This window comes from Flavobacterium ginsenosidimutans, assembly GCF_003254625.1.
GTDB lineage: Bacteria > Bacteroidota > Bacteroidia > Flavobacteriales > Flavobacteriaceae > Flavobacterium > Flavobacterium ginsenosidimutans.
The window spans coordinates 181935-208538 of sequence record NZ_QJRJ01000074.1 but is presented as its reverse complement, the minus strand read 5'-3'; the positions used below and the strand labels follow the sequence as shown (position 1 = coordinate 208538).

The 26604-nt window shown below is 32.7% G+C and carries 28 protein-coding genes, 1 pseudogene and 1 riboswitch; of the genes and pseudogenes, 21 read left to right on the top strand and 8 right to left on the bottom strand.

Annotation, left to right across the window (positions count from 1 at the left end):
* Positions 1 to 46: 46 nt before the first annotated feature.
* From DM444_RS09405 to DM444_RS09385, 5 genes are read left to right on the top strand one after another with little or no spacing between them, the layout of a single operon-like run.
* On the top strand, positions 47 to 925 hold the full coding sequence (locus DM444_RS09405) for a protease complex subunit PrcB family protein (RefSeq protein ID WP_111285930.1): 879 nt from the start codon (positions 47 to 49) through the stop codon (positions 923 to 925).
* A 7-nt stretch (positions 926 to 932) separates the two neighbouring features.
* On the top strand, positions 933 to 1331 hold the full coding sequence (locus DM444_RS09400; RefSeq protein WP_111285928.1) for a hypothetical protein: 399 nt from the start codon (positions 933 to 935) through the stop codon (positions 1329 to 1331).
* Between the two features lie 39 nt (positions 1332 to 1370).
* On the top strand, positions 1371 to 1934 hold the full coding sequence (locus DM444_RS09395; RefSeq protein WP_317048476.1) for an RNA polymerase sigma factor: 564 nt from the start codon (positions 1371 to 1373) through the stop codon (positions 1932 to 1934).
* On the top strand, positions 1931 to 3625 hold the full coding sequence (locus tag DM444_RS09390; protein ID WP_111285924.1) for an outer membrane beta-barrel protein: 1695 nt from the start codon (positions 1931 to 1933) through the stop codon (positions 3623 to 3625). The genes DM444_RS09395 and DM444_RS09390 overlap by 4 nt, the downstream gene beginning before the upstream one ends.
* A gap of 45 nt (positions 3626 to 3670) precedes the next feature.
* Positions 3671 to 4177: a MepB family protein gene (locus DM444_RS09385; RefSeq protein WP_111285922.1), complete on the top strand. Its 507-nt coding sequence runs from the start codon at positions 3671 to 3673 to the stop codon at positions 4175 to 4177.
* Between the two features lie 57 nt (positions 4178 to 4234).
* On the opposite strand, the gene DM444_RS09380 is transcribed toward DM444_RS09385, so the two are convergent.
* Both DM444_RS09380 and DM444_RS09375 read right to left on the bottom strand, forming a co-directional pair.
* On the bottom strand, positions 4235 to 4987 hold the full coding sequence (locus DM444_RS09380) for an SDR family NAD(P)-dependent oxidoreductase (protein ID WP_111285920.1): 753 nt from the start codon (positions 4985 to 4987) through the stop codon (positions 4235 to 4237).
* 153 nt (positions 4988 to 5140) lie between these two features.
* Positions 5141 to 5515: a hypothetical protein gene (locus DM444_RS09375; RefSeq protein ID WP_111285918.1), complete on the bottom strand. Its 375-nt coding sequence runs from the start codon at positions 5513 to 5515 to the stop codon at positions 5141 to 5143.
* A 115-nt stretch (positions 5516 to 5630) separates the two neighbouring features.
* Between DM444_RS09375 and DM444_RS09370 the strand changes: the two genes are divergently transcribed.
* From DM444_RS09370 to DM444_RS09360, 3 genes are read left to right on the top strand one after another with little or no spacing between them, the layout of a single operon-like run.
* A complete protein-coding gene (locus tag DM444_RS09370; RefSeq protein ID WP_111285916.1) occupies positions 5631 to 5837 on the top strand; it encodes a hypothetical protein in 207 nt (68 codons plus the stop codon).
* A 46-nt stretch (positions 5838 to 5883) separates the two neighbouring features.
* The gene (locus DM444_RS09365) at positions 5884 to 6456 is read left to right on the top strand and encodes a pseudouridine synthase (RefSeq protein WP_111285914.1); all 573 of its coding nucleotides are present in this window, start codon (positions 5884 to 5886) and stop codon (positions 6454 to 6456) included.
* Positions 6457 to 6501: 45 nt separating this feature from the next.
* Positions 6502 to 6957, top strand: a complete 456-nt coding sequence (locus DM444_RS09360) for a tRNA (cytidine(34)-2'-O)-methyltransferase (RefSeq protein WP_111285912.1) — start codon at positions 6502 to 6504, stop codon at positions 6955 to 6957.
* Between the two features lie 100 nt (positions 6958 to 7057).
* Here DM444_RS09360 and DM444_RS09355 read toward each other — a convergent pair whose 3' ends face one another.
* The 3 genes from DM444_RS09355 to DM444_RS09345 form a co-directional block, all read right to left on the bottom strand.
* Positions 7058 to 7834: an ABC transporter ATP-binding protein gene (locus DM444_RS09355; RefSeq protein WP_162614943.1), complete on the bottom strand. Its 777-nt coding sequence runs from the start codon at positions 7832 to 7834 to the stop codon at positions 7058 to 7060.
* Positions 7835 to 7920: 86 nt separating this feature from the next.
* Positions 7921 to 8949 carry an iron chelate uptake ABC transporter family permease subunit gene (locus DM444_RS09350; RefSeq protein WP_111285908.1) on the bottom strand — a complete coding sequence of 343 codons (1029 nt, stop codon included), beginning with the start codon at positions 8947 to 8949 and terminating at the stop codon, positions 7921 to 7923.
* A 1-nt stretch (position 8950) separates the two neighbouring features.
* Positions 8951 to 10093, bottom strand: coding sequence for an ABC transporter substrate-binding protein (locus DM444_RS09345; RefSeq protein ID WP_111285906.1), 1143 nt, complete (start codon positions 10091 to 10093; stop codon positions 8951 to 8953).
* A gap of 93 nt (positions 10094 to 10186) precedes the next feature.
* Between DM444_RS09345 and DM444_RS09340 the strand changes: the two genes are divergently transcribed.
* From DM444_RS09340 to DM444_RS09305, 8 genes and pseudogenes are all read left to right on the top strand, one after another.
* Positions 10187 to 10549 carry a DUF5522 domain-containing protein gene (locus DM444_RS09340; protein WP_111286040.1) on the top strand — a complete coding sequence of 121 codons (363 nt, stop codon included), beginning with the start codon at positions 10187 to 10189 and terminating at the stop codon, positions 10547 to 10549.
* Positions 10550 to 10579: 30 nt separating this feature from the next.
* Positions 10580 to 10960: pseudogene (locus DM444_RS09335) on the top strand (four helix bundle protein).
* Between the two features lie 18 nt (positions 10961 to 10978).
* Positions 10979 to 11485 carry a bifunctional adenosylcobinamide kinase/adenosylcobinamide-phosphate guanylyltransferase gene (gene cobU / locus DM444_RS09330; protein ID WP_111285904.1) on the top strand — a complete coding sequence of 169 codons (507 nt, stop codon included), beginning with the start codon at positions 10979 to 10981 and terminating at the stop codon, positions 11483 to 11485.
* Between the two features lie 116 nt (positions 11486 to 11601).
* A complete protein-coding gene (gene cobT / locus DM444_RS09325) occupies positions 11602 to 13281 on the top strand; it encodes a nicotinate-nucleotide--dimethylbenzimidazole phosphoribosyltransferase (RefSeq protein WP_111285902.1) in 1680 nt (559 codons plus the stop codon).
* 58 nt (positions 13282 to 13339) lie between these two features.
* A complete protein-coding gene (locus DM444_RS09320; protein WP_111285900.1) occupies positions 13340 to 14125 on the top strand; it encodes an adenosylcobinamide-GDP ribazoletransferase in 786 nt (261 codons plus the stop codon).
* The gene (gene cobC, locus DM444_RS09315; RefSeq protein ID WP_111285898.1) at positions 14110 to 14643 is read left to right on the top strand and encodes an alpha-ribazole phosphatase; all 534 of its coding nucleotides are present in this window, start codon (positions 14110 to 14112) and stop codon (positions 14641 to 14643) included. Before DM444_RS09320 ends, cobC begins: the two co-directional genes overlap by 16 nt.
* Positions 14644 to 14709: 66 nt before the next feature.
* Positions 14710 to 14913: riboswitch (cobalamin riboswitch) on the top strand.
* A gap of 28 nt (positions 14914 to 14941) precedes the next feature.
* Positions 14942 to 16795 (top strand): TonB-dependent receptor plug domain-containing protein, encoded by a 1854-nt coding sequence (locus tag DM444_RS09310; protein ID WP_111285896.1) that lies wholly within the window; start codon positions 14942 to 14944, stop codon positions 16793 to 16795.
* A 3-nt stretch (positions 16796 to 16798) separates the two neighbouring features.
* Entirely contained in the window at positions 16799 to 17827 is a 1029-nt protein-coding gene (locus tag DM444_RS09305) for a YncE family protein (protein ID WP_111285894.1), read from the top strand.
* 74 nt (positions 17828 to 17901) lie between these two features.
* On the opposite strand, the gene DM444_RS09300 is transcribed toward DM444_RS09305, so the two are convergent.
* Positions 17902 to 19365, bottom strand: coding sequence for a S41 family peptidase (locus tag DM444_RS09300; protein ID WP_111286038.1), 1464 nt, complete (start codon positions 19363 to 19365; stop codon positions 17902 to 17904).
* Positions 19366 to 19531: 166 nt separating this feature from the next.
* On the opposite strand from DM444_RS09300, the gene DM444_RS09295 reads away from it, so the two are divergent.
* The 4 genes from DM444_RS09295 to DM444_RS09280 are packed head-to-tail and all read left to right on the top strand — an operon-like array spanning position 19532 to position 21573.
* The gene (locus DM444_RS09295) at positions 19532 to 20041 is read left to right on the top strand and encodes an RNA polymerase sigma factor (protein WP_111285892.1); all 510 of its coding nucleotides are present in this window, start codon (positions 19532 to 19534) and stop codon (positions 20039 to 20041) included.
* A complete protein-coding gene (locus tag DM444_RS09290; RefSeq protein ID WP_111285890.1) occupies positions 20028 to 20489 on the top strand; it encodes a hypothetical protein in 462 nt (153 codons plus the stop codon). Before DM444_RS09295 ends, DM444_RS09290 begins: the two co-directional genes overlap by 14 nt.
* 15 nt (positions 20490 to 20504) lie before the next feature.
* Entirely contained in the window at positions 20505 to 21032 is a 528-nt protein-coding gene (locus DM444_RS09285) for a DUF4252 domain-containing protein (RefSeq protein ID WP_111285888.1), read from the top strand.
* A 1-nt stretch (position 21033) separates the two neighbouring features.
* Positions 21034 to 21573, top strand: a complete 540-nt coding sequence (locus DM444_RS09280) for a DUF4252 domain-containing protein (RefSeq protein ID WP_111285886.1) — start codon at positions 21034 to 21036, stop codon at positions 21571 to 21573.
* Positions 21574 to 21677: 104 nt separating this feature from the next.
* On the opposite strand, the gene DM444_RS09275 is transcribed toward DM444_RS09280, so the two are convergent.
* The gene (locus tag DM444_RS09275; protein ID WP_111285884.1) at positions 21678 to 22871 is read right to left on the bottom strand and encodes a M57 family metalloprotease; all 1194 of its coding nucleotides are present in this window, start codon (positions 22869 to 22871) and stop codon (positions 21678 to 21680) included.
* Between the two features lie 233 nt (positions 22872 to 23104).
* Between DM444_RS09275 and DM444_RS09270 the strand changes: the two genes are divergently transcribed.
* A complete protein-coding gene (locus DM444_RS09270; RefSeq protein WP_111285882.1) occupies positions 23105 to 23650 on the top strand; it encodes a DUF6252 family protein in 546 nt (181 codons plus the stop codon).
* Positions 23651 to 23719: 69 nt separating this feature from the next.
* On the opposite strand, the gene carB is transcribed toward DM444_RS09270, so the two are convergent.
* A complete protein-coding gene (carB, locus tag DM444_RS09265; protein WP_111285880.1) occupies positions 23720 to 26575 on the bottom strand; it encodes a carbamoyl-phosphate synthase large subunit in 2856 nt (951 codons plus the stop codon).
* Positions 26576 to 26604: the final 29 nt, after the last annotated feature.

Sequence of the window (26604 nt, the reverse complement as noted above, 5' to 3'; positions counted from 1 at the left end):
TTTTAAAACCGCCATCTACAAAATATAAACCTAATAAAAAATATTCATGAAAAAATTAATGCTTGGCTTATTTGTAGCCTTTGGAATTAGCGCTTGTTCTATTAGCGATGATAATAGCAAATATGTTGATTGTGGTGCTAATACGAATGTAGAATTTAGCGGATTCCCTTTCTTATGTAATTATAGTGTAAAAACACAGCCAAATAATGCAGCTGTAGCCGTTGTTGCATCTCAAGAAAAATTGAACGAGCTTTTTACAAAACATAACAACAGCTGTCCAGTTGCAAGTGATCCTACTATTGATTTTACAAAACAATATTTAGTTGCTCTTTTTGCAGGTGTAAAACCAACAAACGGTTATGCTATTAAAATTACTTCGATTGTAGAGAACAACTGTCAGATTGTTGTTAATTACTATGAAAAATCTCCAGCAACTGGCGAAACAGTAACTCAAAATCCAACTTATCCTTCAGATTTTGTTTTGATTCCTAAAACTACTAAAGGTTTCATCTTCAACAAAACAACTGAGAATGCTGACAATATTGTAATTGGAAGTTACTTTGCTGAATGTTCAGCTACAGATTGCCAAAAATTCTTCCAAATCAATGATTATAATATTTTAAAATTCCAAGGTGTTGTTGCTGGACAATTTGATTTTGGTCAATACAAATACAGCACAACTATAAAAAGAGGTGATTATACTTTGTTCTTAAAAGAAGTTCCTGCTGAAATTTTAGCTCTTAAAGGACAAACTAAAACTTATGGTGCTCCAGATTCTGCAGATCAAGGAGGAATTTATTTTGAATTGCGCCAAGGTTCTAGCGTTACAAAAATCTACATTGACAATAACGATACAACAGATCAAAGTGCTGCTATTATAGCTTTCAAGAAAACAATTAAAGACAAAATTACAAGCCTAAAATAATTCAATCATGAAGAAACTTTTTATATCTTTTATTGTCTGTTTTCTTTTTACAACAATGTATTCATTAGAAGCTCGTAAAGTAACTTCATCATCAATTGTAAATACATGGACTTGGCAAAAATCTGTTGGAGGAAGCCATAATCCTTATGTAGCAACGCCAAAAACAGCTGGATTTACTAAGAAGATTGTCTTTACTAACGACGGAAGAGTGATTACATATAAAAATAATGTAGAGATTAGAAATAGTACTTATCAGATAGAAAAAGGGATTGGATATTTTGATCAATCAGAGCATGACTTGATTACGTTTGAAGGCAAAACTTACGTAATAGAAAACCTTGACAATCAAAACCTAACGATTGTAAGCAACCATCAAGATGGTGCTCGAACTATTTTTAAAAGATAGTTTTGTAAACTATTTAGAACTATTTTTGCAAAAACAAATTTGAACCATTTCTTGAAAGACGAGTTAGAAAAATACATCAAACTGTGCATAAAAAATGACAGAGAGGGACAACTGAAAATTTATCAGTTGTTCTCTCCTGTTTTGTATGGTATCTGTTTGAAGTATATGAAAAACGAGGATGATGCGAAAGATGTTTTTCAGGAAGCTTTTGTTATTGCTTTTCAGAAAATGAGCCAATACAAGTTTGAAGGAAGTTTTGAAGGATGGCTAAAACGGATTTTTATAAACAAGTTAATCGAAACTTTAAATAAGAAGAAAAAAGAGAGTTTCTTTTTAGATGTTTTTGATCCAGACACAGATTTTATTGAAGAAGAGGAATTAGAAGCAATTCCGATAGAGCAAGAAAAACTGTTAGAATACATACGGGATTTACCAGATCAATACCGGACGGTTTTTAACTTATATGTTTTTGAGAAAATGAAACACAAAGAAATTGCCGAGCTTTTAAAAATCTCTGAAGGAACATCAAAATCAAATTTAAATCGCGCCAAACATATATTACAAAAGCGAATTTTGAGCATAAAAAATTTTAAAACAGCATGAAGAAGCACAAAATAGAAGATATTTTTTCATCAATGGAAGACTTTTCTAGTGTTCCGCCTCCAGAATTATGGAGTCAGATTGAAGAAAAACTAGACAAACCTAAAAAGAAGAAGAGAGTTGTTCTTTGGTGGTCGGCTGCTGCATGCTTATTATTAGGGTTGCTTCTGCCTTCAATTTTACATTTTACTGCTTCGCCTGAGAATAAAAACCTTAACAATGGCGGTTTTGATACGAATAAAAATAGTGTTGTTCTTGATAAAAAAACAGATGATAAATCTACTAACAGAAATTTAGACCAGAATAAAAATATTGGTAAAAATGCGGATTCTTTAAATGAAAATTCGACAAGAAAAAATCAATTCAATACAGAATCAGGAATTCAAGTTCAAGAAAGTGCTGTAGCGAATACAAATTCTAAAAACAATAGCAATAAAAAAGATTCTAAATACAGCGTGCCAAGTTCGGCTAATGTTCCGAATGAATCTGTTGCGTTTCAGAATTCTGGTTCATCAGAAAATAAATCGGCAGGCAAATCTTCAAGCAAATCTATTTTAGAAAATACAGCAAAATCTTCTAATAAAGGTATTTCTGAAGAACGAATTGCATTTGGAAAACAAAACAAATTTAATTCGAACACAAAAAAACAGCTTTCGAATTCTATTTTTGATGAAAAACTTATTGGTAAGAACAATCAGAATTTTGCTCTTAACAATCAAAATAATGGTGTAAATCCTAATACAGCGTCTAAACAAAATACATCGACTTCTAGAAACAGAAACATGATTTCTGAAACTGCGGTTGTTACTTCTGCAAAAGAAAACGGAAAAATGATTTCTGAAAACGCTGTTGTTACTTCTTCAAAAGAAAATTCAAAATCAAACAATTCTTCTTTAAGCAAAATAGATTCTGTACAACTGGCAGAACTACAAAATTTAGAAAAAGGAATTTTAGCTTCAACAGAAGTAAAAGACAAAAAGGATAAAAAAGACAAAAAAATTGATCCAAAAGAAAGATGGGCTGTAGCTGTTTTTGCGGGTGTAGCAAATTCAGAAAACACTAAAAATGACAAGACTTTGGGTAATACAAACGATTCTAAACAATCGAATTCGTACGGGGTTAAAACAAAATATGCCATTAATAACAAATGGGCTGTCAGCTCTGGTTTAAAATTTAACGAATTAGGGCAAAGTGTTGCCAATGTTTCGTATATAAGTGCCAAAAGCGATGCGCTATTTTTACCAGGAGTCGCTTATTCTGGCAACTCTGTGGCGGCAACTACTGGTAATTCAGAATATATTTTATTGTCAAACAGTACAAAAGAAGCTTTAAAAGATGATAATGTGCAAAGCGGTAATCTTGATCAAAGTTTAAGATATATCGAAATGCCTCTTGAGGTTTCGTATTCTGTCTTTAATAAAAACAGAGCCCGAATAAATTTAAATACGGGTGGTTTTGTTGGTAAATTAGTATCAAATAATGTGTCATTAGATGGTAATACAATTGGTCAAAATATAAATGCCAACGATTATGTTTATGGTTCTACTTTGAGCAGTACCGTTCAATATCGTGTGTACAAAAAAACCAATGTTTTTGTTGAGCCTGCTATGAACTATTATATCAATCCATTAAACAATCAATCTTTCAATCAATTTCAATGGGGATTAAATTTTGGATTGAATGTTTCTTTCTAAGTTTATTTTGTAGTAATTTTCGTGAAAATTTAAAATTATCTTTTCATGAATTTCACAGCCGCTTCTTCTGATTTATTATTAGCAAAAGAAACCATTTTTGACAAGGCAAACTTAGAATTAAGTTCTCTACAAAAAGAAGCTGAAAGCGACGAATATAGTGCCTACCGTTTTCAAATTAACAACAAAAACATTTGTTACAGAGAGGCAAAAATTACTCCAACCAAAACGGGGCAATTTGTTACTTTATGGAAACGGAATCAAGCTGGAACAATCGAACCTTTTGATTATTCTGATGCCATAGATTTTGTTATGGTCAGTGTTCGAAAAAATGAAAATTGGGGACTATTTATATTTCCTAAACTTGTATTGCTAGAAAAAGGAATCTTTTCAACTGAAAAAAAAGAAGGAATTAGAGCGACTAGGGTTTATCCTTTGTGGGATGAAACTACTAGTAAACAGGCTCAGAAAACTCAAAAATGGCAATTAGAACACTTCTTTCTATTAGACCAAAACAATATTGATTTAAGCAAATTAGAAAAGATATTGATATAAAAAAAAGCCGTAAACTCTCTTTTTACGGCTTTTTCAATGTTATATACTCTAAATATATTAAACTGCTGTATAACCTCCGTCAGCGATAATATAACTTCCTGTTGTAAATGATGATTTATCAGAATTTAGGAAAACTACCAATTCGGCAATTTCCTCTGCAGTTCCTAAACGATTCATCGCCGATTTAGCTGCAACCGCTTGCATCATTTCTTTATTTAAATTGTCTTTTAAAAGTGCTGTTTCGATATAACCTGGTCCAACCGCATTACAACGAATATTTTTCTGCGCATATTCTACCGCAATGTTTTTAGTTAAACCTACAACAGCATGTTTCGAAGCCGTATACGCTGGACTTAGTGGCGCTGCAACTTGTCCGTGAATAGAAGCGATATTAACAATGCTTCCTCCTCCATTCTTTTCCATTTGCTCTAATTGATAACGGCATGCATAAAAAACACCGTTTAAGTTTAGCGCAATAACTCTATCCCAATCTGCAGGCTCATATTCTCCCGTTGGTTTTGCTGGTCCGCCCATTCCGGCATTATTACAAGCAATGTCAAGGCGGCCATATTTAGAAACCGTTACCTCAACCATGTGTTTGTTATCACTTGCACTCGACGAATCTCCTTTTACGAAAAAAGCTTCTCCGCCCTTTTCTTTTATACTATTTACGGTTTCTTCACCGTGCTCTACATTTATATCAGATACTACTACTTTTGCTCCTTCTCGAGCGTAAGCTTCTGCCACTGCGCGCCCAATTCCTGAACCGCCACCAGATACAAAAGCCACCTTATTTTCTAAAAGTGCCATATTCTTTAGCTATTAAATTTGTTCCTTAAAATTACAAAGAACTCAACCGATAACGAAGCTTTCAAAAGAGTTTACAAAAACATTAACGCATACCGCTAATGTTATGTTATTTGATATTAAATTGACTGGTTTTTATTGAAAATTTCGTATTGATTATTCCTCTTCATCCAATTTCATGTTTCCACGCTCCTCATGATTATCTGGATGCAAATTTGGATATCGATTTGGTGTTATATCAGAATTATGATCTTTGTTTTCTACCGTTTTTTTTGCTTCTTCTTCGGTTTCAACACCACGATTAGCATTTGGGTTCTCTGGATTGATCTGATACAGGCTTTTATTAATATCTTCATTTTCATTTCTAGCTCGTTCTACAATCTTTTTGTCGCCATCTTGATCTGTAACCAGTTCTTTATTCAATTTTGCATCTTTTAAATCTTTATCGTGCGAAACGTTTTTCCCTTTAGATTCGTCAATATTTTTCTGCGTTCCGTTTATCTTTTTCGTTCCTAAATGATTAGTTTCCATAGCATTATTTTTTTGAGTTTCTATTTATAATATTACGAATTCTAATAAGCATTCACGTTTCATAATTTACTATCTTTATTTACAACATTTTACGATTAAACTAATCTCTAAGCTTATGAATTTCTTCAAAATCAAAACCAGCTGGTCCAATGCAGAATTTATTATGATCAAAATTTGCATGGCCTCTATCTATATTTCTGTTGGAAGTTATTTTCATGAATTTTTTAAAAACTATTATTGGGCTTTACTTGAGATTTTTGCTTTTACTGCGGTTTGGTTTGTTTATCAATGGTATAAAAAAATGAAAGCACAAAGGCAGTAATTCGTTTTAATTTTAGGAAAGAGACTATCTTTGCAAAAAATTAAAAATGCACAGACACTTCATTCTTTTTAAACCTTACGGCTATTTAAGCCAATTTATTTATGAATTAAAAAGAAAGAAAAAGCTTTTGGGCGAATTGCATGATTTCCCAGAAGGAACAATGGCAATTGGAAGATTAGACGAGGATTCTGAAGGTTTGCTTTTGCTAACAACCGACGGAAAAGTAAGCGAACAAATTAGAAGTAAAAAAGTTGACAAAGAGTATTACGCCCAAGTTGACGGCGTTATTACTCCCGAAGCAATCGAACAATTGCAAAAAGGCGTCGAAATTGGTTTTGATGGCGGAAAATACAAAACAAAACCTTGTTCTGCTTTTATCGTTGCAGAAATTCCAGATTTTGGCGCAAGAGCCAAAAAAATCAGAGACGAACGTCACGGTCCAACTTCTTGGGCGTCTATTACCATTAATGAAGGGAAATTTCGTCAGGTTCGAAAAATGACTGCTGCAGTAGGTTTTCCAACTCTTCGTCTCGTTCGTGTTCGAATAGGAAATGTATATTTGCAAAATCTAAAAGCAGGCGAAGTACGAGAGGTTTCCGATTTTCAATTAGAAAATTAGATAATTCCAAAAACTCATAACTCATAATTCATAACTCAAAAAAAGATGTTAAACGTTGTTCTTGTAGAACCAGAAATACCAAATAATACCGGAAATATTGGAAGATTGTGCGTAGGTACAGAAAGCCGACTTCACTTAATTCATCCTTTCGGATTTGTAATTAATGACAAAAACCTGAAACGTTCGGGATTGGATTACTGGGTTCATCTTGATGTTACCGAATATCAAAATGTAGAAGAATGGATTGCACAGATTCCAGATCATTCTCGTGTATTTTTAATGAGTTCGCATTCTGAAAAATCGTATTTACAAAATGAATTTCAAGATGGTGACTGGCTTGTTTTCGGAAAAGAAAGCGTTGGTCTGAGCAAAGAGTTTATGGCAAGATTTGAAAATCATTTAACGATTCCGATGTCTCCGCTTATTCGCAGTTTTAATATTGCCAATTCTGTTGCTTTTGTAGTTGGGGAAGCGAAGAGGCAGATTTCATTAAAGAAATAACTATTTATGATTTCCTGCAAGGTTTTCAAAACCTTGTAGGTATTTTAAGCACAATCAAATTCAAAGACATCTACAAGGTTTTCAAAACCTTGCAGGAGAATCAATTCACAATAAACTTCCCTTTTTCAGCATCAAAAACAATATTTTCATCTTTGAATAAATTGCTGAAACTTCCATTCGAAATTAAATTACAAGGTTGGTCTTGTACTATATTTTCTGGCGTCATCATAATCATTTCATCGCTTAACTGAATGGCCAAATCAATATCGTGCGTTGAAAACAGAATACATTTTTGAGTTTCTTGAGTTAGTTTCTTTAATAATTTGAACAAAGATACTTTATGCAATAAATCTAAATGTGTTGTTGGTTCGTCCAAAATAATTAGCGGAGTATCTTGCGCCAAAGCTCTTGCAATTAAAACTTTTTGCAATTGTCCGTCACTAATTTGAAAATGCTTTTTTGAAGCTAAATGTTCGATTTGAGTCAAACCCATTGCTTCGTGAACTTTTGCAATATCCTCTTCCGACAATTTATCAACCCAATTGGTATAAGGCTGGCGACCTAAAGCGACCAATTCAAAAACAGAAAGATTACTTGGTGGTAGTTTTTCGGTTAAAACCAAACTTAAATTTTGCGCTAATTCCAAAGGATTATAATCTGAAATGTTTTTTTCATTCAGATAAACATTTCCAGATAATGGCTTTTGGATTCCAGTAATCGTTCTCAGTAAAGTTGATTTTCCAATTCCGTTTGCTCCTATTAAAGTAATTAGTTTTCCTGAAGCTAAATTTAAATTCAGATTCTCAGCAATAGTCGTAACACCTTTCTTGGATTTATATCCAATATTTAGACTAGAAGTTGATAGAATGTCGTTCATTTTTTTAGAGATACTAAGTTACTAAGATGCTAAGGTTCTAAGTTTTTTCTAAACGATAAAATCTTTTTAATCTGTGGCTGAATAATTTACTTAAAATTTCTTTTTCTGACTAAAAGCCAAATTACAACTGGCGCACCAATTATAGATGTTATAGCATTTATTGGAAGCGTGACATCAAAACCAGGCATTTGCGATACAATATCACAAAACAACATTATAATAGATCCAAAAAATAAAGTACTCCAAAATAATATGGTGTGATTACTCGTCTGAAAAGTCAGTTTTGCAATATGTGGCACTGCTAAACCAACAAAAGCAATTGGTCCTGCAAAAGCTGTGATTGCTCCAGATAATATGCTTGTTGCAAATATGATTATTAATCGTGCTTGCTTAAAATTCAATCCCATGCTTTTTGCATAGTTTTCGCCCAAAAGTAACGCATTTAGTGGTTTTATACTTTTAGCACTTAAAAGCAATCCGATTCCAACGCATACTGTCAAAATCACGATGGTTGTCCATGAAAGATTTCCGAGATTTCCCATTGACCAAAAAGTAAATTTTTGAAGCTGTTCTGCTGTACTAAAATATGTCAAAACGCTAACAATCGCCGTCGTAAAACTTCCGAACATTAGTCCTACAATTAAAATTGCCATTGTATCTCGCAATCTCTGTGAAACCACTAAAACTAAGAACAAAACTAAAGTACTTCCTAAAGTTGACGCTAAAACAATTCCATACGACGATAAAGCTATCACACTTAAAAACGGCGGAAGAAATCCTGCTCCCAAAATCACAAAAGCAACACCAAGACTTGCTCCAGAACTTAATCCTAAAACATACGGTCCCGCAAGCGGATTTCGAAATAAAGTCTGCATCAAAAGTCCGCTGATGGAAAGTCCTGTTCCAACTAAAACTGCAGTAATTGCTTTTGGAAGACGATAATTTATAATTATATATTCCCAAGTCGATTTTGTAGCCTGTCCTCCTGTTAAACTCGCAAAAACATCTTTTAGCGGAATCATAACTGATCCTAAACTAATGCTCGCAAAAAACATTAGCAAAAGAGCTAAAGCCAAAATGACAAATAAAATAGTATTTCGTTTTTTATTCGCCAATTTAATTCAGTTTGGATGCAAATGTAAATTCGTAGCTTGACAATAAATCCGGGTGAAAAATTTTAATGTAATCTTTCAAGACCAAATCTGGTCGGCTTGGGGCCAATTCATAATAAACAGTTCCACCGGTTGCGCCCAATTTACCTTCAAAATTGTAAACATTTTTATTTTTGAAAGCATCAAATTCTGCGTAATGCGGATTCGTTTTTTGTAATTCCTCTAAACTTTTAAAAGAACCCGAAGCGATCCAGATATTTGCATCTTTTGCTTTGTCCAAAACTTTTTCAAAAGACAAGCCTTCGCTTCCTGTTCCTTTTAAATCTGCCCAAAGATAATTTGCCTTTGCATCTTTCATAAATTGCGCAACCCAACTATTCCCTTTTGCAACGTACCAAACATCTTCATACATAGAACCATATAATACTTTTGACGTTGCAGGTTTATCTTGAACCAGTTTTTTCGCTTGATTGTAGCTTTCTACAATTTTATCAAAAAGTTCTTTTGCCTGATCTTCTTTTCCAAACAATACTCCGTAAAGTTTAATCCATTCTGCTTTTCCAAGCGGAGATTGTTCCATCCAATCGCCTTGAATTAATACATTTAAACCGCTTTTTTTCAAATTGTCCAACATCGGATTATTATTATCAACTCCAAACGTAACAATCAAATCTGGAGATAATTCTATTAATTGTTCGATGTTTAGTTTCTCATTTTGTCCAACGTTTTTCACAGAACCTTTGTCAATTAATGCTCTCGTTTTTTCCGAAGAAATATAATCGGTATGTGGAAATCCTACTAATTTATTCTCCACTTCCAGCATTTCTAAAAACGGAATATTGGTTGTTGAAGTAACTACAACTGACGTTAACGGAACTTGAATTGTAGTATATGATTGAAGACTATCTGGAACTTTAGCTTCCTTTTCTTTTAAAATATATTTGAAATCTTTATTGGCATTAGGCCATGGATTTGAAACAGTTACAACTGAATAATCGCCATATTTTACGATTGAAAGTCCTGATGCGTATTCGATACTATTTTTGGCATTTTCTACTTTTACAGTTTCAACTTTTTCATTCTTCTTACATCCGATAAGAATAAAAAAAGCTGTTATAAAAATCATTTTAGGGAATAAATGTCTCATATTTTCTGTTTTGGATGGAACAAAGGTAAAGTATTTATTATTTTTTTTGTTTACCTTTATTCTTACAAATTTAAACAATTGTATCTTTACAACATGAATACCACAAAAATGAAAATTTGCTCAAGCTGTGATTCAGAATTCAGCTGTGGAGATATATCTGTAGAAAACAAATGCTGGTGCAACGATTATCCACCAATCTTCAATCTTTCTGAAGGCGGAGATTGTCTTTGTCCCGTTTGTTTTAAAGAAGCTTGCGAGGACAAAATCGATGCCTATATCGAAACCTTAACTCCTGAAAAAGCGCTTCAAAATAAAGCTCTATCATTACCCAAAACAGAAAAACTAATTGAAGGCATCGATTATTATATCGAAAATGGCAATTATGTTTTCAAAGCCTGGTTTCATCTAAAAAGAGGAACTTGCTGCGGAAATGACTGCCGACATTGCCCTTATTAATTGTTAATTATAAATTGTTAGTTGTTAATTATGAAAAACAACATTGTTAGAAATAAAAGTTTTGATTTTGCTATTAGAGTTGTAAAACTTTATCAATACCTAAATAATACTAAAAAATAATTTATTCTTTCAAAACAACTTTTAAGATCTGGAACAAGTGTTGGTGCAATGATAAGAGAAGCTGAACATGCTGAAAGTAAAAGCGATTTTATTCATAAATTTGCAATTGCTCAAAAAGAAGCTAATGAAACTGTATATTGGCTAGAATTATTAAAAGCTACTGATTATTTAAATGAAAAAGAATTTGACAACATCAACAACGATGCTGTAATAATTCTAAAATTAATTACCAGTATTATTAAAACTTCTAAAAGTCAATTAGCAACAAAAAAATTAACAACTAACCATTAACAATTCACAATTAATAAAATGATTTACTTGATAACTGGCGGCGAACGTTCTGGAAAAAGCGGTCATGCTCAAAAACTAGCTTTAGAACTTTCAAATTCTCCATTATATGTTGCAACAGCCAGAAAATGGGATTCCGATTTTCAAAATCGAATCGATCGCCATCAACAAGAAAGAGACGAACGTTGGACAAACATTGAAGAAGAAAAATATTTAAGTAAAATCGATTTTTCTGGAAAAACTGCTTTAATTGATTGTGTTACACTTTGGCTGACGAACTTTTTTATTGATCATAAAAATGATGTCGATGCGAGTTTAGAGGAAGCTAAAAAAGAATTTCTTGCTATCGCTAAGCACGAAAATGCAAATATAATTATTGTAACAAACGAAATCGGAATGGGTGTTCATGCAGAAACGCACATTGGAAGAAAATTTGTCGAACTTCAAGGCTGGATGAACCAATTTATTGCCGAAAATGCTGATGAAGTCGTTTTAATGGTTTCTGGAATTCCGGTTAAAATCAAATAAAAATATCCAAATTAGAAATTCCAAATTCCAAAGCTCAGTATAGTTTTGGAATTTGGAATTTTCTTTTTTAGAGTTTGACCTTGGAATTTGGGATTTAAAAATTGTAATTTTATAGCATGAGTAATCTAGACGATATATTAAAATCCCGACGCGACACCCGACATTTTACCTGCGATGAAGTTCCAGACGAAGTAATTCAAAAAGCTTTACAGGCTGGACATTGGGCGCCTTCTGTGGGATTAACCGATGCTACAAGATATTATCTCATCAAATCGGATGAAGTTAAAGCGTCTATTAAAAAACTCTTTTTAGACTACAATAAAAAAGCCGAAGAACTAACCGACAATCTAGAACAAAAGGAACTTTACAGATCATTAAAATTAGAAGCAATCGAAGAAGCTCCTATCGGACTTATAATTGCTTACGATCGTTCGGTTCTCAATCAGTTTACGATTGGGACAGTTGGAAGTAACGAAGCCGTAAAATTCAGTTCTGTTTGTGCGGCACAAAACATCTGGCTTTCGTTGACAGAACAAGGCTACGGAATGGGCTGGGTTTCCATTTTGAATTATTATCAGTTTAAAAAAATCCTCGATTTACCTGAAAATATAGAGCCGCTGGGTTATTTCTGCATCGGGAAACCTGCAACCAATTATAACAATCAGCCAATGTTACAACAGTTGCATTGGAAACAAAAATCACAAGCTCCAATTTGCAAGGAAATCAAAGAAATTCATCAGATAAATATTCCTGCTACTGATTTGAAATCTGAAAATAAAGTCGAAAACAAATCTGATTTCAATAGACTTTTACAAGAAAAAATAGATTCGAAAACAAAACCTGTTGGTTCTTTGGGAACTTTAGAATCTTTGGCCTTTCAAATGGCGACTGTTTTTGAAACTTTAAACCCAAAAATTGAAAAACCTAATATAGTAGTTTTTGCTGCCGATCACGGAATTGCAAATCATGGCGTAAGCGATTATCCGCAGGATGTTACGCGACAAATGGTCAATAATTTTCTGGATGGCGGAGCGGCAATCAATGTTTTCTGCAAACAAAATAATATTGAATTATCAATTGTTGATTCTGGCGTTAATTATGATTTTCCAACAAATGCAAAATTAATTGATGCGAAAATCGCCAAAGGAACTCAATCCTTTCTACATGTTCCTGCAATGAGCGAATCTGAAGTACAATTGTGTTTGAATAAAGGAAAATCGATTGTACAGAATATTGCAAAATTGGGCTCAAACTGTATTGGTTTTGGCGAAATGGGAATTGGAAATACTTCTACAGCTTCTGTTTTAATGAGTCTTTTAACGGAAATTCCTATTGAAGAATGCATTGGAAAAGGAACTGGAGTTGAAAATGAGAAATTAATTCTGAAACAAAACTTACTCAAAAAAGCAGTTGACAATTATTCCGGTCAAGCCGAATTAATATCGCAGCTTTCCTATTTTGGAGGTTTTGAAATTCTTCAAATGTCTGGTGCAATGCTCGAATCTTTTGAAAATAAAATGTTGATTTTGGTTGACGGTTTTATTTGTACAGTTGCTTTTTTAATTGCTTCGAAAATAAATCCGAACATCAAAAAAAATGCTGTTTTCTGTCATTGTTCTGCTGAAAAAGCACATTCAAAATTGCTAAATTATTTGGATGCAAAACCTATTTTAAATCTCGATTTGCGTTTGGGCGAAGGAACTGGATGCGCAGTTGCTTTTCCAATTTTAAAATCGGCTGAAGCTTTTTTGAATGAAATGGCTAGTTTTGAAAGCGCGGGTATAAGCCGTAAATAGTTTTCAATCTCAGTCTCAGTTTTCAGTCTTTATAAATCATAATTATTACTCTTTTTAAATGAAAAAAGAACTACACATTTTCTTTACCTGTTTAATGTTTTACACTAGAATTCCATGTCCAAAAAACATTACACATCATCCAGATTATTTAAATAAAGCCACAAGATATTTCCCTTTTATTGGATGGATTGTTGGGAGTATTTCATTTCTGGCTTTTTATCTTTTTTCATTTTTTCTTTCGACAGAAATTGCTGTTATATTGGCAATTATTGCTTCTATCTTAACAACTGGCGCTTTTCACGAAGATGGATTTGCAGATGTCTGCGATGGTTTTGGAGGAGGCTGGACCAAGGAAAAAATTTTAATGATTATGAAAGACAGTGCAATTGGCGCTTATGGAGCAATCGGATTGGTTTTAATGTTTTTGCTAAAATTCAAATTGCTTTCAGAATCCATTTCGCTTTTCACTAATGACATTCTTCTCATTTTTCTCTTGTTTATTTCTGCTCATTCTTTGAGCCGTTTGGCAGCAATTAGTATTATTTTTACACATGAATATTCTCGTGAAGATGCCTCAAGCAAAAGCAAACCAATTGCAAAACAATATACTTGGAAAGAAGTTTTTGGATCTTTCTTTTTTGGTTTAATTCCGTTGATTGCTTTCTCTTATTTTGATTTAAAATTTCTTCTTGCTCTTATTCCTGTTTTTATAACAAGATATTTTCTAGCGCGATATTTTCAAAAATGGATTGATGGTTATACTGGAGATTGTCTTGGAGCAACGCAGCAGGTTTGCGAAGTTATTTTCTACTTAAGTATTTTGTTTTTATGGAAATTTATCTAGTTCGTCATACCGAAACCATTTGCGAGAAAGGAATCTGTTATGGACAATCGGATGTAAATATTGCAGAGCCATTTGATGCAATTTTTAGCAAAATAATTTCTGAATTACCCGAAGAAGCAGTTATTTTTTCAAGTCCGTTAAAGCGTTGTGTTATTTTGGCTAAATACATTCAAGACAACATCAAAACCATTTCTTATCAGGAAGACGAGCGTTTAAAAGAAATGAATTTTGGCGATTGGGAATTAAAAAACTGGAACGAAATTCCGTCTGAAGAACTTAATCCTTGGATGGAAGATTTTGTAAATCTCAAAGTCACCAACGGAGAATCTTTTGTCGAACTTCACGAAAGAGTTGGCTATTTTCTATCTGATAAAATTTCAAAAATTGATCAGCCAATTGTTATTGTGGCTCACGCTGGTATAATCAGAAGTATTTTGTGTCATCAAACTTCGCTTCCGTTGAAAGAAGCTTTCAATAATAAAGTCGATTTTGGACAAGTTATAAAAATTGATTTTTAAAGCGAATTATTTATAATTTTATATGAAACGCAAAACAAATTTGAATAATCAATATTTTTAACTTTATCTTTGCAGCAAATTAAAGGTTGCATTTTTGATTTTAAAAATGCATTAAAAGGGAATCAAGTAAATTCTTGAGCTGTACCCGCAACTGTAAGCTTAGTTCAAACGAATGCTTGTTGTAACTACAAACCACTGTCACGCCCCGCGTGGTGGGAAGGTAAACAACAAGACGCGAGCCAGGAGACCTGCCTTTGTAACCATTATCGAGCTCTCGGGAAAAAGAGTGTAGAAATATATGACTTTAAAAAGATTTTTTGCTTTTTGTTTATTCTTGATGTGCCAGATTATTTTGGGGCAGAACGATTCTATTACCTCTTTGAAAGAAGTTTTAATTTCTGATAAAAACCTAAAAAAATATTCTGCTTCTCAATCTGTTTTAAAACTTAATGATTCTATCATTAATAAAAATGAAGCACTTTTAACCGATTTATTAAATTTTAATTCAACGCTGTATTTTAAAGAATACGGGCGCGGAATGCTTTCCACAGTTTCTTTTAGAGGAACAACTTCTTCTCAAACAGCAGTAATTTGGAACGGAATAAATATTAATTCGCAAATGAATGGGAGTACCGATTTCAATACTATTTCGGGTTCAGATTATAATTCTATAAGTGTAAAAGCTGGCGGCGGAAGTGTTATTTACGGAAGCGGTGCTGTTGGAGGAACGGTTCATTTAAATAACGATTTGTTATTTTTTAATCGTTTTGAGAATAATTTAAGACTAGATTACGGTAGTTTTAATACGATTGGGATTAATTATAAAACTTCTATCTCGAACAAAAAGTGGAGCACGCAAATTGGTTTTTCTAAAAATAGCTCAACAAACGATTATAAATATTTAAATAGATATACTTGGAGAGGCGAACAGCGCTGGAACCAAAATGGTCAATATGATATTATTACTCTGAGTGCTAATGCTGGATACAAATTCAACGAAAATCATATTTTAAAACTTTATACTCAGACTTCAAATACTGACCGTAATACTTCTTTGATTACCGAATCGGAGACGAAAAGTAAATATATAAATGGTTTTAATCGAAATTTATTGGAATACGATGGAAATTTCGGAAAACTGAAAACCAATTTCAAGACCGCTTATATTTTCGAAAACTATCAATATTTTGCTGATAATTCTACGAAATATTATACTTACGGAAAGACCGAAAATTTAATTACAAAGCTAGATGTAGATTATAATTTGTTCAAATCTACTCATATTAACGGAATTGTAGATTACAGCAGAACAAACGGTTACGGAAGTAGTTTTGGAAGCCATATTCGCGAAATAAGTTCAGCATCTTTATTACTGAGACAAGATATTGGCACTAATTGGAAAAATGAATTGGGTGTTAGAAAAGAATTTACGAGCAATTATAAATCGCCTGTTTTATTCAATTTAGGTTCTTCTTATAAATTCAATGATTGGTACAATTTAAAATTGAACGTTTCCAGAAATTTCAGAATTCCAACTTATAATGATTTGTATTGGGACGAAGGCGGAAATCCTAATTTAAAACCCGAAAGTTCTTATCAGGGAGAAATTGGAAATGTGTTTACATTTAAAAATTTCACTTGGACGCAGAATTTCTATTACATGAAAATAACTGACATGCTGCAATGGGTTCCTGGCGCAAATGGCATCTGGACCCCGCAAAATCAAGATAAAGTAAACAGTTATGGAACCGAAACTTTATTAAGCTGGAAAAAAAGTTATGGCAAAAATATTTTTGCAGCAAATACTACTTATGCATACACGGTTTCGCAGGATGAAAAAACGAAAAACCAGATCTTTTTTGTTCCGTTTCACAAAGCGACAGGATCGGTTTCATATTCTCGAAATAAAATGAGCGCTTACTATCAAATTCTTTATAACGGTTTTGTTTATACTAGAGCTGATAATAATCCTGATGAAATTATTAATGATTATACGATTTCAAATATCGGAATCGATTATGATTTTAAATTTTTAGATTCTTTCAAACTAGGTTTTCAAGTTTTAAATCTTTTTAATAAAGACTATGAAAGTCTAGAAAACAGACCAATGCCAGGTCGTAATTTCAATATGTATTTAACCTTAAAATTTTAATATATGAAGTTTAGTAAATTACTCTTAATAGCGTTAAGCATTTCGTTATTTGCTTCTTGTTCAAGTGATGACAACGATGGCCCAAAAGGTGCTTACGACAATGGTTTTTTCATTTTAAATGAAGGAAGTTCAGACGCTGGAACTGTATCATTTTCTAGTAATGATTTCACGATTTTCACAAAAGACGCTTATAAAGCAGAAAACGGAGCTGATGTACTTGGAAAATTTGTTCAAAACATCTTTTTTGAAGGAGACAAAGCTTATATCATTGCGGGCGGATCAAATGTAATAAGCATTGTAAACCGTTATACTTTTAAGTTAATTGCTAAAGTTGACAGCGGATTGGCTAACCCAAGATATGGCGTTGTAAAAGACGGTAAAGCTTATGTAACAAATGCAAACTCTTATGATTCAGTTACAGATGATTATATCGCTGTTATTAATTTAGCAACAAACCTAGTTGAATCTAAAATTAACTTAAACACAACTGGAAATAGAATTATTGAAGAAAGCGGAAAATTATACATTACAGATCCTATGGGTAGTGACAAGCTTTCTATTTACAATATCAATACGAAAACTTTAGAAGATCCAATTACAATTGGTTCTGGTTCAGATTCTATTGAGGAAGAAAACGGAACTCTTTATATCTTACGTCCTTCTTACACACAAAGCAGCGAAATTATAAAAGTTAAAATCTCTGATAAATCGGTTTCTAAAATTGAAATTCCGGAATCTCAAGGAGTTGCTGGTTATTTAGACATAGAAAACAACCAAATTTATTATACAGTAGGAAACTCAGTATACTCAATTAATACAGCTGCAACAACAGCTTCTATTAGCCCTATGTTTACAGCTAGTTCAGATATTGGATACCTTTACGGATTTGCAGTAAAAGACAACCGCGTTTATCTTTCAGATGGAGGAAACTTTAAAACAGATAGCAAAGCATATATTTATAACTTATCTGGATCATTATTAAAAGAATTAACGGTTGGTGTGGGTCCAAACGGTTTCTACTTTAACGATTAATTACCTAATTAGAATTAGTTTTTTGTTTTACGAAAAAGGCTTTCATTTCTGAAAGCCTTTTTTATTATAATCTACTAGAATAATTTTGGTCCAGTTTTAAGATACATTCCATGTCTTAATCCATTTATGATTTTAGAATCAGTTAGGTATGGTCTGTATGGTTCAGAATCATTGAATATTCTTTTAGCAGTTGTTCCTGTAATTTGCGAAATGGCAATATTCAATAGCGGTTCAGATGTGTCTCCTAAAACACCATAAGTGCTTACTTGCTCATACTGCTGAAAAGTTGGTTGCAAACCTTGAGTATAATCTCCAAAATTTACTGAGTTTGTAATCTTTAAAACCAACGGCTGCATTGCATATTTATGATTTGGATTGATTCCTTTTTTTGTTACCAAAGTTTCAGAATCATACACCGTAAACGATCCAACATTTTTACCCGTAGTTGTTTCTCCAATCTGAATTACATTTACATAAGGCTTTAAACCATTAATAACTAATTCGCTGGCAGAAGCTGTACTCGCAGTTGTAATAACATAAACAGTATTTAAATTTAAGCTGTTTAATGCTGTTCCGTCAATATTATTAACGAATCTTTCATTTAAATCTTCCAAATCTTCAGTTGTAAGACCTTCCATTTGTTTAGCATTAAATGTCATTTTAGAAAAAATCTGACCATCAAATTGTCCAGTAATCATACTGGCAAGTCTAGTTGAAGATGTAATTGATCCTCCTCCATTGTAACGAAGATCTAAAACTAAATCTGTTGCTCCTTGTGCTTTTAATTCACCAAAAGCCTGATTCAATTTAGCATCATATTCTGCATAGAAACCATTATACATTAAATAACCAATTTTGTGACTTCCTGAAGTAATTACTTTATTGATTAAAATTGGATTTTCTTCTAAAACTGTTTTTGTCAAAGCAACCGATTTACCATTTAAAACAAATCCGCTTCCATTGTAATCAGCAAGATTTAAAGTATAACTATCTTGATTTAGCAATAATTCCTCATAATTAGATACCGTAAGCTTTACACCATTTACACTAGTAAATAAATCTCCACGTTTAATTGCTTTTGTAGAAGCATCTGAGTTTGGAATAATATATCGAACATATCCAATAACATCATCTGATCCTGATGCTATACGACTTAATCTAAAATCGACACCATTATTTTTTGAAATACCGTTTAATTCTTGTTCCAAAACAGTATAATCATCAACAATCCAGCTGAAACGATCAACCGCATCACCGTTTGGATATTTACTTACTGGTTTGTAAAGCAAATCTTCAAATAAATCTTCTGGCTTAGAATATCCTCTTAAAAACTGATTTAAGTCTTCCTCTGTAGCAAAACGATTATCGGCCAAATTAGGAACATCGGCCTGCCATAAATAAACTGCATTTAATCCTTTCCAGATAAAACTATTAACTTGCACATCTGCAGGTTGAGCAACATCGTCATTATCTTCACAAGACTGTAAAGAAAAAGCGAATAAAAAAAGAAAGAGAAAGCTCTTTAAAGTTGTTTTCATAATCATTTAATATCTTAGTGGTATAAGTGTAAAAGTAATATCTTTAGTTTTACCTTCATCATAAAATCAGTATTTTTTTACATAAAAAAAATATTTATCTTTTGCTGTAACAAATATAATTGTGTCTCGTCTTGACTATATAAGCTAACGATTAACCATCAGATTAATGAACCAAGTTGTATTTATAGAATTAATAAATCCTTTTAAAGACAAAGTTTTTCGTCTGGCAAAAAGATTGCTTACAAGTACTGAAGAAGCCGAAGATGCTACTCAGGAAGTAATGGTGAAATTATGGAACAAAAAAGAAAATCTGGAAGATTACAATAGCGTCGAAGCATTGGCAATGACAATGACCAAAAATTATTGTCTCGATCAGCTAAAATCTAAAAGAGCCAGTAATCTTCAGATTGTCCACAATAATTTTACAGATCGAGAACCTCGATTAGATAAAAAAATTGAAGATGAAGACACTTTAGAATGGGTCGAGAAAATTATCAATGAAATGCCTGAGCAATTGCAATTATTAATTCAGCTTCGAGATATTGAACAATATGAATTTGACGAAATAGCAAAAATCGTTAATATGAACGAAACCGCAATACGAGTGGCACTTTCGAGAGCGAGAAAAAAAATTAGAGAATCAATGACAAATACACACCTTTATGGAACTAAATAAAATAGAAGATATATTAGAAAAATACTTTCAGGGAGAAACTTCTATTGCTGAGGAAAATCAATTAAAAGAATATTTTTCTTCATCGAATGTTGCGCAGCATTTGGAGCAATACAAGCCTATGTTTGGATATTTCTCTCAAGCAAAAGAACAGAAATCGACGTATGAGATTCCACTACAAACTAAGAAACGAAATGTGGCGTGGTTATCGATTGCAGCTTCTGCTGTTGTTTTGTTGGGCATCGGGACTTACTTTTTTGTAAGCGAAAAAAATGACACTACTGCAGTAGCTTCGCAAACAGAATTAGGAACTTACGATGATCCCGAAGAAGCGCTAAAAGCAACACAAAAAGCTTTGGCATTATTATCAAACAATGTTAATGTAGGTATTGAAAGTGTACAATACATTAACGAATATGAACAATCAAAAAACAAAATTTTTAAACAGTAATTAAACAAAATAATCATGAAAAATTTCATCATAACTTTAGTATTTGCATTTGTTACCACAACTTTCTATGCACAAAGTGCCTTCGATAAATTTGACGGTCAGGACGATGTAACATCTGTAATTGTAAACAAAAAAATGTTTGATTTAATGAGTAAAGTAAAAGCTGATGCTTCTGATAAAGAAACACAGCAATATATTGCTCTAATCAAAAAGTTAGATTACTTAAAAGTGTTTACAACCAAAAATCCAAAAATCGAAGCCGACATGAAAGCTACAGCTGATAAATATGTAAAAACTGCTGGCTTAGAAGAATTAATGCGAGTAAATGACGGCGGAAAGAATGTCAGAATAATGGTAAAATCTGGCGCTACAGACACACAAATAAAAGAATTATTAATGTATGTTGACGGCGCAAAAAACGATGAAACTGTTTTATTATCTTTAACTGGTAATTTTGACATAAACGAAATTTCAGTATTAACAGATAAAATGCAGCTTCCTGGCGGTTCAGACTTAAAGAAAGCTTCTAAAGGCAAAAAATAAAATGAGAACAAATATCTTCACCTTAGCACTTATAGCTTTACTAACTTTAGGAAGCTGTAATTCTGAACCAACTCTTCAAAAGTATTTTGTTGAGAATTCGGAGAAAAAAGATTTTATCGCTTTAGATGTTTCGCCAAACATTTTGAATGTTGACAAAGCAAAATTATCTACAGAACAAAACGAAGCTTTAAATTCGTTTGATAAAATGAATATTCTAGCTTTTAAAGCGGATCAAAATAACCAAACAGAGTTTGAAACAGAAAGAAACAAAGTAAAAGCCATCTTAAAAGATCCGAAATATCAAGAATTAATGAAATTTGGTTCTGGTAGAGACGGTGCTTCTGTAAGTTACGTTGGAAGTGACGACAATATTAAAGAGTTTGTCATTTTTGCAAACAGAAAAGAAACTGGATTTGCAGTAGTTCGCGTTTTAGGAGAAGATATGAATCCAAATAATATTATGACTTTAATGTCGGTATTGCAGAAATCTAAAATCGACATGGAACAGTTAAAGCCTTTAGAACAATTACTTAAAAAATAATACATCTTACTTTTATAATTTAAAAAGCTCCAATTTTCATTGGAGCTTTTTAATTGTTATTTCAATACAAAAAAGAGCAATAAGTCTCTTTCAAAAAAAAAAAATTAAAATATTATTCCATCGTATTTCCCATTTGCAACAATTTTATGCGGTACAAATCCATAAGTCAGTCTTAATAAAGGCCCTAAATTCTCTACTGTATAAAAATCTTGTGCAGAATTTTTATAACAATATAAAGCGGTAGATCCAGAATATTGATCAAGATATAAATAACCTAAAATGATATCATTTGAAAGCGCCTGAGATTTACTTAACTTATGTCCTTTTTCAGCGCTACCATTTATCGATCTATACAATGGCACTGTACCTGAAATTTGGGTTGAATATAAATATCCTAAATCTCCATCATAGACATAACCATTCTGACCATCAATTATTTCGCAAGGATCTACTGTATAAAAATAATATTGACCTTTTTTAAATCGATACAACTTTTTCGTCCCTTCATTAACTGGATATAGTGTACTAATTGCGATGTTGTCATAAGTAGTAAAAGCTGTCGAATCACTTACTATTGAAAACATTATGGATATCATTTCTGAAACAGGAGTACATGGTATAAGAGAATTAGAAGGATCATTAGTATGAGCAAGCCCAAAGATATGTCCAAGTTCATGAATGATTACATTAATTCTCTGAGCATCGTTTAATTTATTAATATAGCTAGTATTTATCATTATCCTTTCTCCTGGTTGACCTCCATAAGGATAATAAGCATTAGCAATTGTAGCTTTGCTGTCTATATTACCCATAATTATTTTTACGTTTGAAGATGTTGAAGCAGTTACAGCGGTTATATTTATACCTGAATTAGTATTATTCCAAACATCTATTGCCTTGTTTATTGCAATTTGCCATTCTGATGTAACTTCTGGTGATATAAATATTTGTATTGCTGATGCTATTTCAAATTTCATAATATAACCACTAAATCTTTGGTCAGTCTTATTTGTATTTTTTAAGCTATAACTATCATAATTTCCCCTAGCTTGGTCTAAAGGCATTACTACATCTCCATCAATTATAAAAGCATTTTCATTCAAATCATAGGTGATTTTTTTTATATCCATATTTAGGCTTTCTGCAAGAAAGTTCCTCAACGTAACAATTTCTTCACCATATTGCTCAGTCTCCTTTTTATATGCATCTTTATTATCTGCAGAAGTACATTGGATAAATAATTGCGTCAAACAAAAAATAATAATCACTCCGATTTTTGTCATTTTTTCCATAATCATTTTTCATAATTCAAAAAGACAAATATATAATAAAAGCACTACAAAAATATATTTAACATATTCTTTTTCTTACTTTTTAAAATTACAGACAGTATTAATTTCTCAAAAATTAAACAAAAAGCTCCAATGAAAATTGTTTTTTTTATTGCAAAAAAATTCAAATTTTTACTACATTTTTAAGTAAATATTAACCCATATTTTTCTACATTTACGGCTTAACAAATTTAATTAAAATGAAAATAACAAAAGCCCTACTACTTCTTTTTGTCCTTATTTTAGGTAGCTGTTCAAGCGATGATAGCAGCGAAACCCCTGACAACAATCCTACATCAAAATATGCAATGACTGCAAAAATTGATGGAACATTGTGGGAAATGCAAAACCCATTTGGTTCAGATTACACAACAAAACCTTTATTTACTTATTATCCTGAAAGTGAATACATTCAGTTACAAGGAAGAAAAAATTTGATTGACGAAATTAGAATTTTCATTAAAAGAAGCGACCTTAAAGTTGGTACATATCCAATTACAGCAGCTACTTATGATGCCTCTAAAACTCAAGTAGAAATGTCATACAATAGCAAAGGAACAAATATTCAATATCCAGTTGAAGGAAACGTGATCATAACTGCAGTTGATACAAATGCAAAAACTGTAAAAGGGACATTTTCATTTAATTGTGTTGAAGATGATTCAAAACCTATCAGCACATCTAATCCTATTACAACAAAAGTAACCGATGGTACTTTTAGTTACAGATACGATGTTTCAAACTAAGAAACTTCAACCATAAACAAAAAAAGCTCCAATTTTCATTGGAGCTTTTCTTTTATAATAAATCTGAGATTATTTACTCAAATACATTTTTCTTCTAGAGTACAATTCGTAGAATTGATCGTCTTTTAAGTCGTCAATAAACAAGATGCTTTCTCCTGTCGATTTCATTTCTGGCCCTAACGCTTTGTTTACATTTGGGAATTTGCTGAAAGAGAAAACGGGTTGTTTGATTGCAAAACCGTTTAATTGTGGGTTGAAATCAAAATCTGTTACTTTATTGTGTCCTAACATTACTTTTGTTGCGTAGTTTACGTAAGGCTCTCCGTAAGCTTTTGCAATGAACGGAACCGTTCTAGAAGCTCTTGGATTTGCCTCGATAATGTAAACTGTATCATCTTTAATTGCAAACTGGATATTGATTAATCCAACCGTTTTTAAAGCTCTAGCGATTTTATGCGTATGATCTTTAATTTGCTGCATTACAAATTCTCCTAAGTTGAAAGGAGGCAATGTTGCGTTACTATCTCCAGAGTGAACTCCACAAGGCTCGATGTGCTCCATAATTCCGATGATGTAAACATTTCCATCAGCATCACAGATTGCATCAGCTTCAGCTTCGATTGCTCCAGCTAAGTAGTGATCTAGTAATAATTTGTTTCCTGGAATTGCTTTCAACAAATCGATAACGTGCTCTTCCAATTCTTTTTTGTTGATTACAATCTTCATTCCCTGACCTCCTAATACATAAGAAGGACGAATTAAAAGTGGGAAATCTAAAGTATCCGCTAGTTTTGAAGCTTCATCAGCCGTTTCAGCAATTCCGAATCTTGGGAAAGGAATATTTAATTCAGTCAATAAGTCAGAGAAACGTCCTCTATCTTCTGCTAAGTCAAGTGCGTCGAAACTAGTTCCGATAATTTTAACTCCGTATTTAGAAAGTTTATCAGCTAATTTAAGAGCTGTTTGTCCGCCTAACTGAACGATTACACCTTCAGGTTTTTCGTGTTGGATGATATCATAAATATGCTCCCAGAAAACTGGCTCGAAGTATAATTTATCAGCTGTATCAAAGTCTGTAGAAACTGTTTCAGGATTACAGTTAATCATGATCGTTTCGTAACCGCATTCTTTCGCAGCTAAAACTCCGTGTACACAAGAGTAATCAAACTCTATTCCTTGTCCAATTCTATTTGGCCCAGAACCTAAAACGATTACTTTCTTTTTATCTGTTACAATACTTTCATTGTCAACAAAACGCTCTCCGTTTGCTTTTTCAATATCAGCCTCAAAAGTCGAGTAGTAATATGGAGTCAAAGCTTTAAACTCAGCCGCACAAGTATCAACCAGTTTGAAAACACGGTTGATTTTTTGTTCCATACGTAAAGTGTGAACTTCACTTTCAAGACAACTCATCATGTGTGCTAATTGTCTGTCTGCAAAACCTTTTTGTTTCGCCTCAAGCAATAATTCTTTTGGAAGATTTGAAACTTTGTAGTTTGAAATTTCTTTTTCTAAAATATAAAGCTCTTCGTATTGTTTTAAGAACCACATATCGATTCTTGTAATTTCGTGAATTGTGCTCAACGGAATTCCCATTGCGATTGCATCGTAAATTACGAAAACACGATCCCAACTTGCATAAGTTAGTTTCTCGATAATTTGTTCGTAATTTTTATATCCTTTTCCGTCAGCCCCTAAACCATTTCTCTTAATCTCTAAAGATTGAGTTGCTTTGTGAAGCGCTTCTTGGAAAGAACGTCCGATTCCCATAACCTCACCTACAGATTTCATCTGAAGACCTAAAGTTCTGTCTGAACCTTCAAATTTATCGAAGTTCCAACGTGGTATTTTTACGATTACGTAATCTAAAGTTGGTTCGAAAAGAGCCGAAGTAGATTTTGTAATTTGATTTTGCAACTCATCTAAGTTGTATCCTAAAGCTAATTTAGAAGCAATTTTTGCAATTGGATATCCAGTTGCTTTTGATGCTAAAGCAGAAGAACGAGATACACGAGGGTTGATCTCGATTGCTACGATATCTTCTTTTTCGTCTGGCGAAACTGCGAATTGTACGTTACATCCTCCCGCAAAGTTTCCGATACTTCTCATCATTAAAATAGCGTAGTCACGTAATTTTTGGAAAGTTGTATCAGATAAAGTCATCGCTGGCGCAACTGTAATCGAATCTCCAGTGTGGATTCCCATTGGATCCATGTTTTCGATCGAACAGATAATTACAACGTTGTCATTTTTATCTCTTAAAAGCTCTAATTCGTATTCTTTCCATCCCATCAAAGCTTTGTCGATCAAAACTTCGTGAATTGGAGAAGCTTCAAGTCCGCGAGTTAAAAGCTCATCAAAATCTTCTTTTTTGTAAACCACAGCTGCTCCAGTTCCTCCAAGTGTAAACGAAGGACGAATTACAAGCGGGAAACCAAATTCTTGAGCAATTTCTTTTCCTTCTAAGTAAGAAGTAGCCGTTTTTGCTGGTGCAGTTGGCACATTAATTTTTTCTAAAAGCTGTTTAAATTGCTCTCTGTCCTCAGTAATATTAATTGCGTTAACATCAACACCGATTAATCTTACTCCGAAATCTTGCCAGATTCCTTTTTCTTCAGCTTCCAAACACAAGTTCAAAGCTGTTTGCCCTCCCATTGTTGGTAAAACAGCATCAATTTGTGGATGTTCCTTAAGAATTTCAATAATCGATTTTGTCGTTAAAGGTTTCAAATAAACATGATCGGCCATAGATGGGTCGGTCATAATTGTCGCTGGATTCGAGTTAATCAAGATAACCTCAATTCCTTCTTCACGAATCGAACGAGCAGATTGAGATCCTGCATAATCGAATTCGCAAGCTTGGCCAATAACAATAGGTCCTGAACCTATAATTAAAACTGATTTTATTGATGTGTCTTTAGGCATTTTTTATGTATTGTGTAGTTATTTACGAT

Coding starts and splice junctions, on each gene's coding strand:
- DM444_RS09310 (WP_111285896.1), top strand. CDS start 14,942: ATGACTTTAAAAAGATTTTTTGCTTTTTGTTTATTCTTGATGTGCCAG.
- DM444_RS09345 (WP_111285906.1), bottom strand. CDS start 10,093: ATGAGACATTTATTCCCTAAAATGATTTTTATAACAGCTTTTTTTATT.
- carB (WP_111285880.1), bottom strand. CDS start 26,575: ATGCCTAAAGACACATCAATAAAATCAGTTTTAATTATAGGTTCAGGA.
- DM444_RS09275 (WP_111285884.1), bottom strand. CDS start 22,871: ATGATTATGGAAAAAATGACAAAAATCGGAGTGATTATTATTTTTTGT.
- DM444_RS09385 (WP_111285922.1), top strand. CDS start 3,671: ATGAATTTCACAGCCGCTTCTTCTGATTTATTATTAGCAAAAGAAACC.
- DM444_RS09285 (WP_111285888.1), top strand. CDS start 20,505: ATGAAAAATTTCATCATAACTTTAGTATTTGCATTTGTTACCACAACT.
- DM444_RS09320 (WP_111285900.1), top strand. CDS start 13,340: ATGAAAAAAGAACTACACATTTTCTTTACCTGTTTAATGTTTTACACT.
- cobT (WP_111285902.1), top strand. CDS start 11,602: ATGAGTAATCTAGACGATATATTAAAATCCCGACGCGACACCCGACAT.
- DM444_RS09280 (WP_111285886.1), top strand. CDS start 21,034: ATGAGAACAAATATCTTCACCTTAGCACTTATAGCTTTACTAACTTTA.
- DM444_RS09305 (WP_111285894.1), top strand. CDS start 16,799: ATGAAGTTTAGTAAATTACTCTTAATAGCGTTAAGCATTTCGTTATTT.
- DM444_RS09365 (WP_111285914.1), top strand. CDS start 5,884: ATGCACAGACACTTCATTCTTTTTAAACCTTACGGCTATTTAAGCCAA.
- DM444_RS09405 (WP_111285930.1), top strand. CDS start 47: ATGAAAAAATTAATGCTTGGCTTATTTGTAGCCTTTGGAATTAGCGCT.
- DM444_RS09375 (WP_111285918.1), bottom strand. CDS start 5,515: ATGGAAACTAATCATTTAGGAACGAAAAAGATAAACGGAACGCAGAAA.
- DM444_RS09380 (WP_111285920.1), bottom strand. CDS start 4,987: ATGGCACTTTTAGAAAATAAGGTGGCTTTTGTATCTGGTGGCGGTTCA.
- DM444_RS09370 (WP_111285916.1), top strand. CDS start 5,631: ATGAATTTCTTCAAAATCAAAACCAGCTGGTCCAATGCAGAATTTATT.
- cobU (WP_111285904.1), top strand. CDS start 10,979: ATGATTTACTTGATAACTGGCGGCGAACGTTCTGGAAAAAGCGGTCAT.
- DM444_RS09300 (WP_111286038.1), bottom strand. CDS start 19,365: ATGAAAACAACTTTAAAGAGCTTTCTCTTTCTTTTTTTATTCGCTTTT.
- DM444_RS09390 (WP_111285924.1), top strand. CDS start 1,931: ATGAAGAAGCACAAAATAGAAGATATTTTTTCATCAATGGAAGACTTT.
- DM444_RS09270 (WP_111285882.1), top strand. CDS start 23,105: ATGAAAATAACAAAAGCCCTACTACTTCTTTTTGTCCTTATTTTAGGT.
- DM444_RS09290 (WP_111285890.1), top strand. CDS start 20,028: ATGGAACTAAATAAAATAGAAGATATATTAGAAAAATACTTTCAGGGA.
- DM444_RS09295 (WP_111285892.1), top strand. CDS start 19,532: ATGAACCAAGTTGTATTTATAGAATTAATAAATCCTTTTAAAGACAAA.
- DM444_RS09355 (WP_162614943.1), bottom strand. CDS start 7,834: ATGAACGACATTCTATCAACTTCTAGTCTAAATATTGGATATAAATCC.
- cobC (WP_111285898.1), top strand. CDS start 14,110: ATGGAAATTTATCTAGTTCGTCATACCGAAACCATTTGCGAGAAAGGA.
- DM444_RS09360 (WP_111285912.1), top strand. CDS start 6,502: ATGTTAAACGTTGTTCTTGTAGAACCAGAAATACCAAATAATACCGGA.
- DM444_RS09340 (WP_111286040.1), top strand. CDS start 10,187: ATGAATACCACAAAAATGAAAATTTGCTCAAGCTGTGATTCAGAATTC.
- DM444_RS09400 (WP_111285928.1), top strand. CDS start 933: ATGAAGAAACTTTTTATATCTTTTATTGTCTGTTTTCTTTTTACAACA.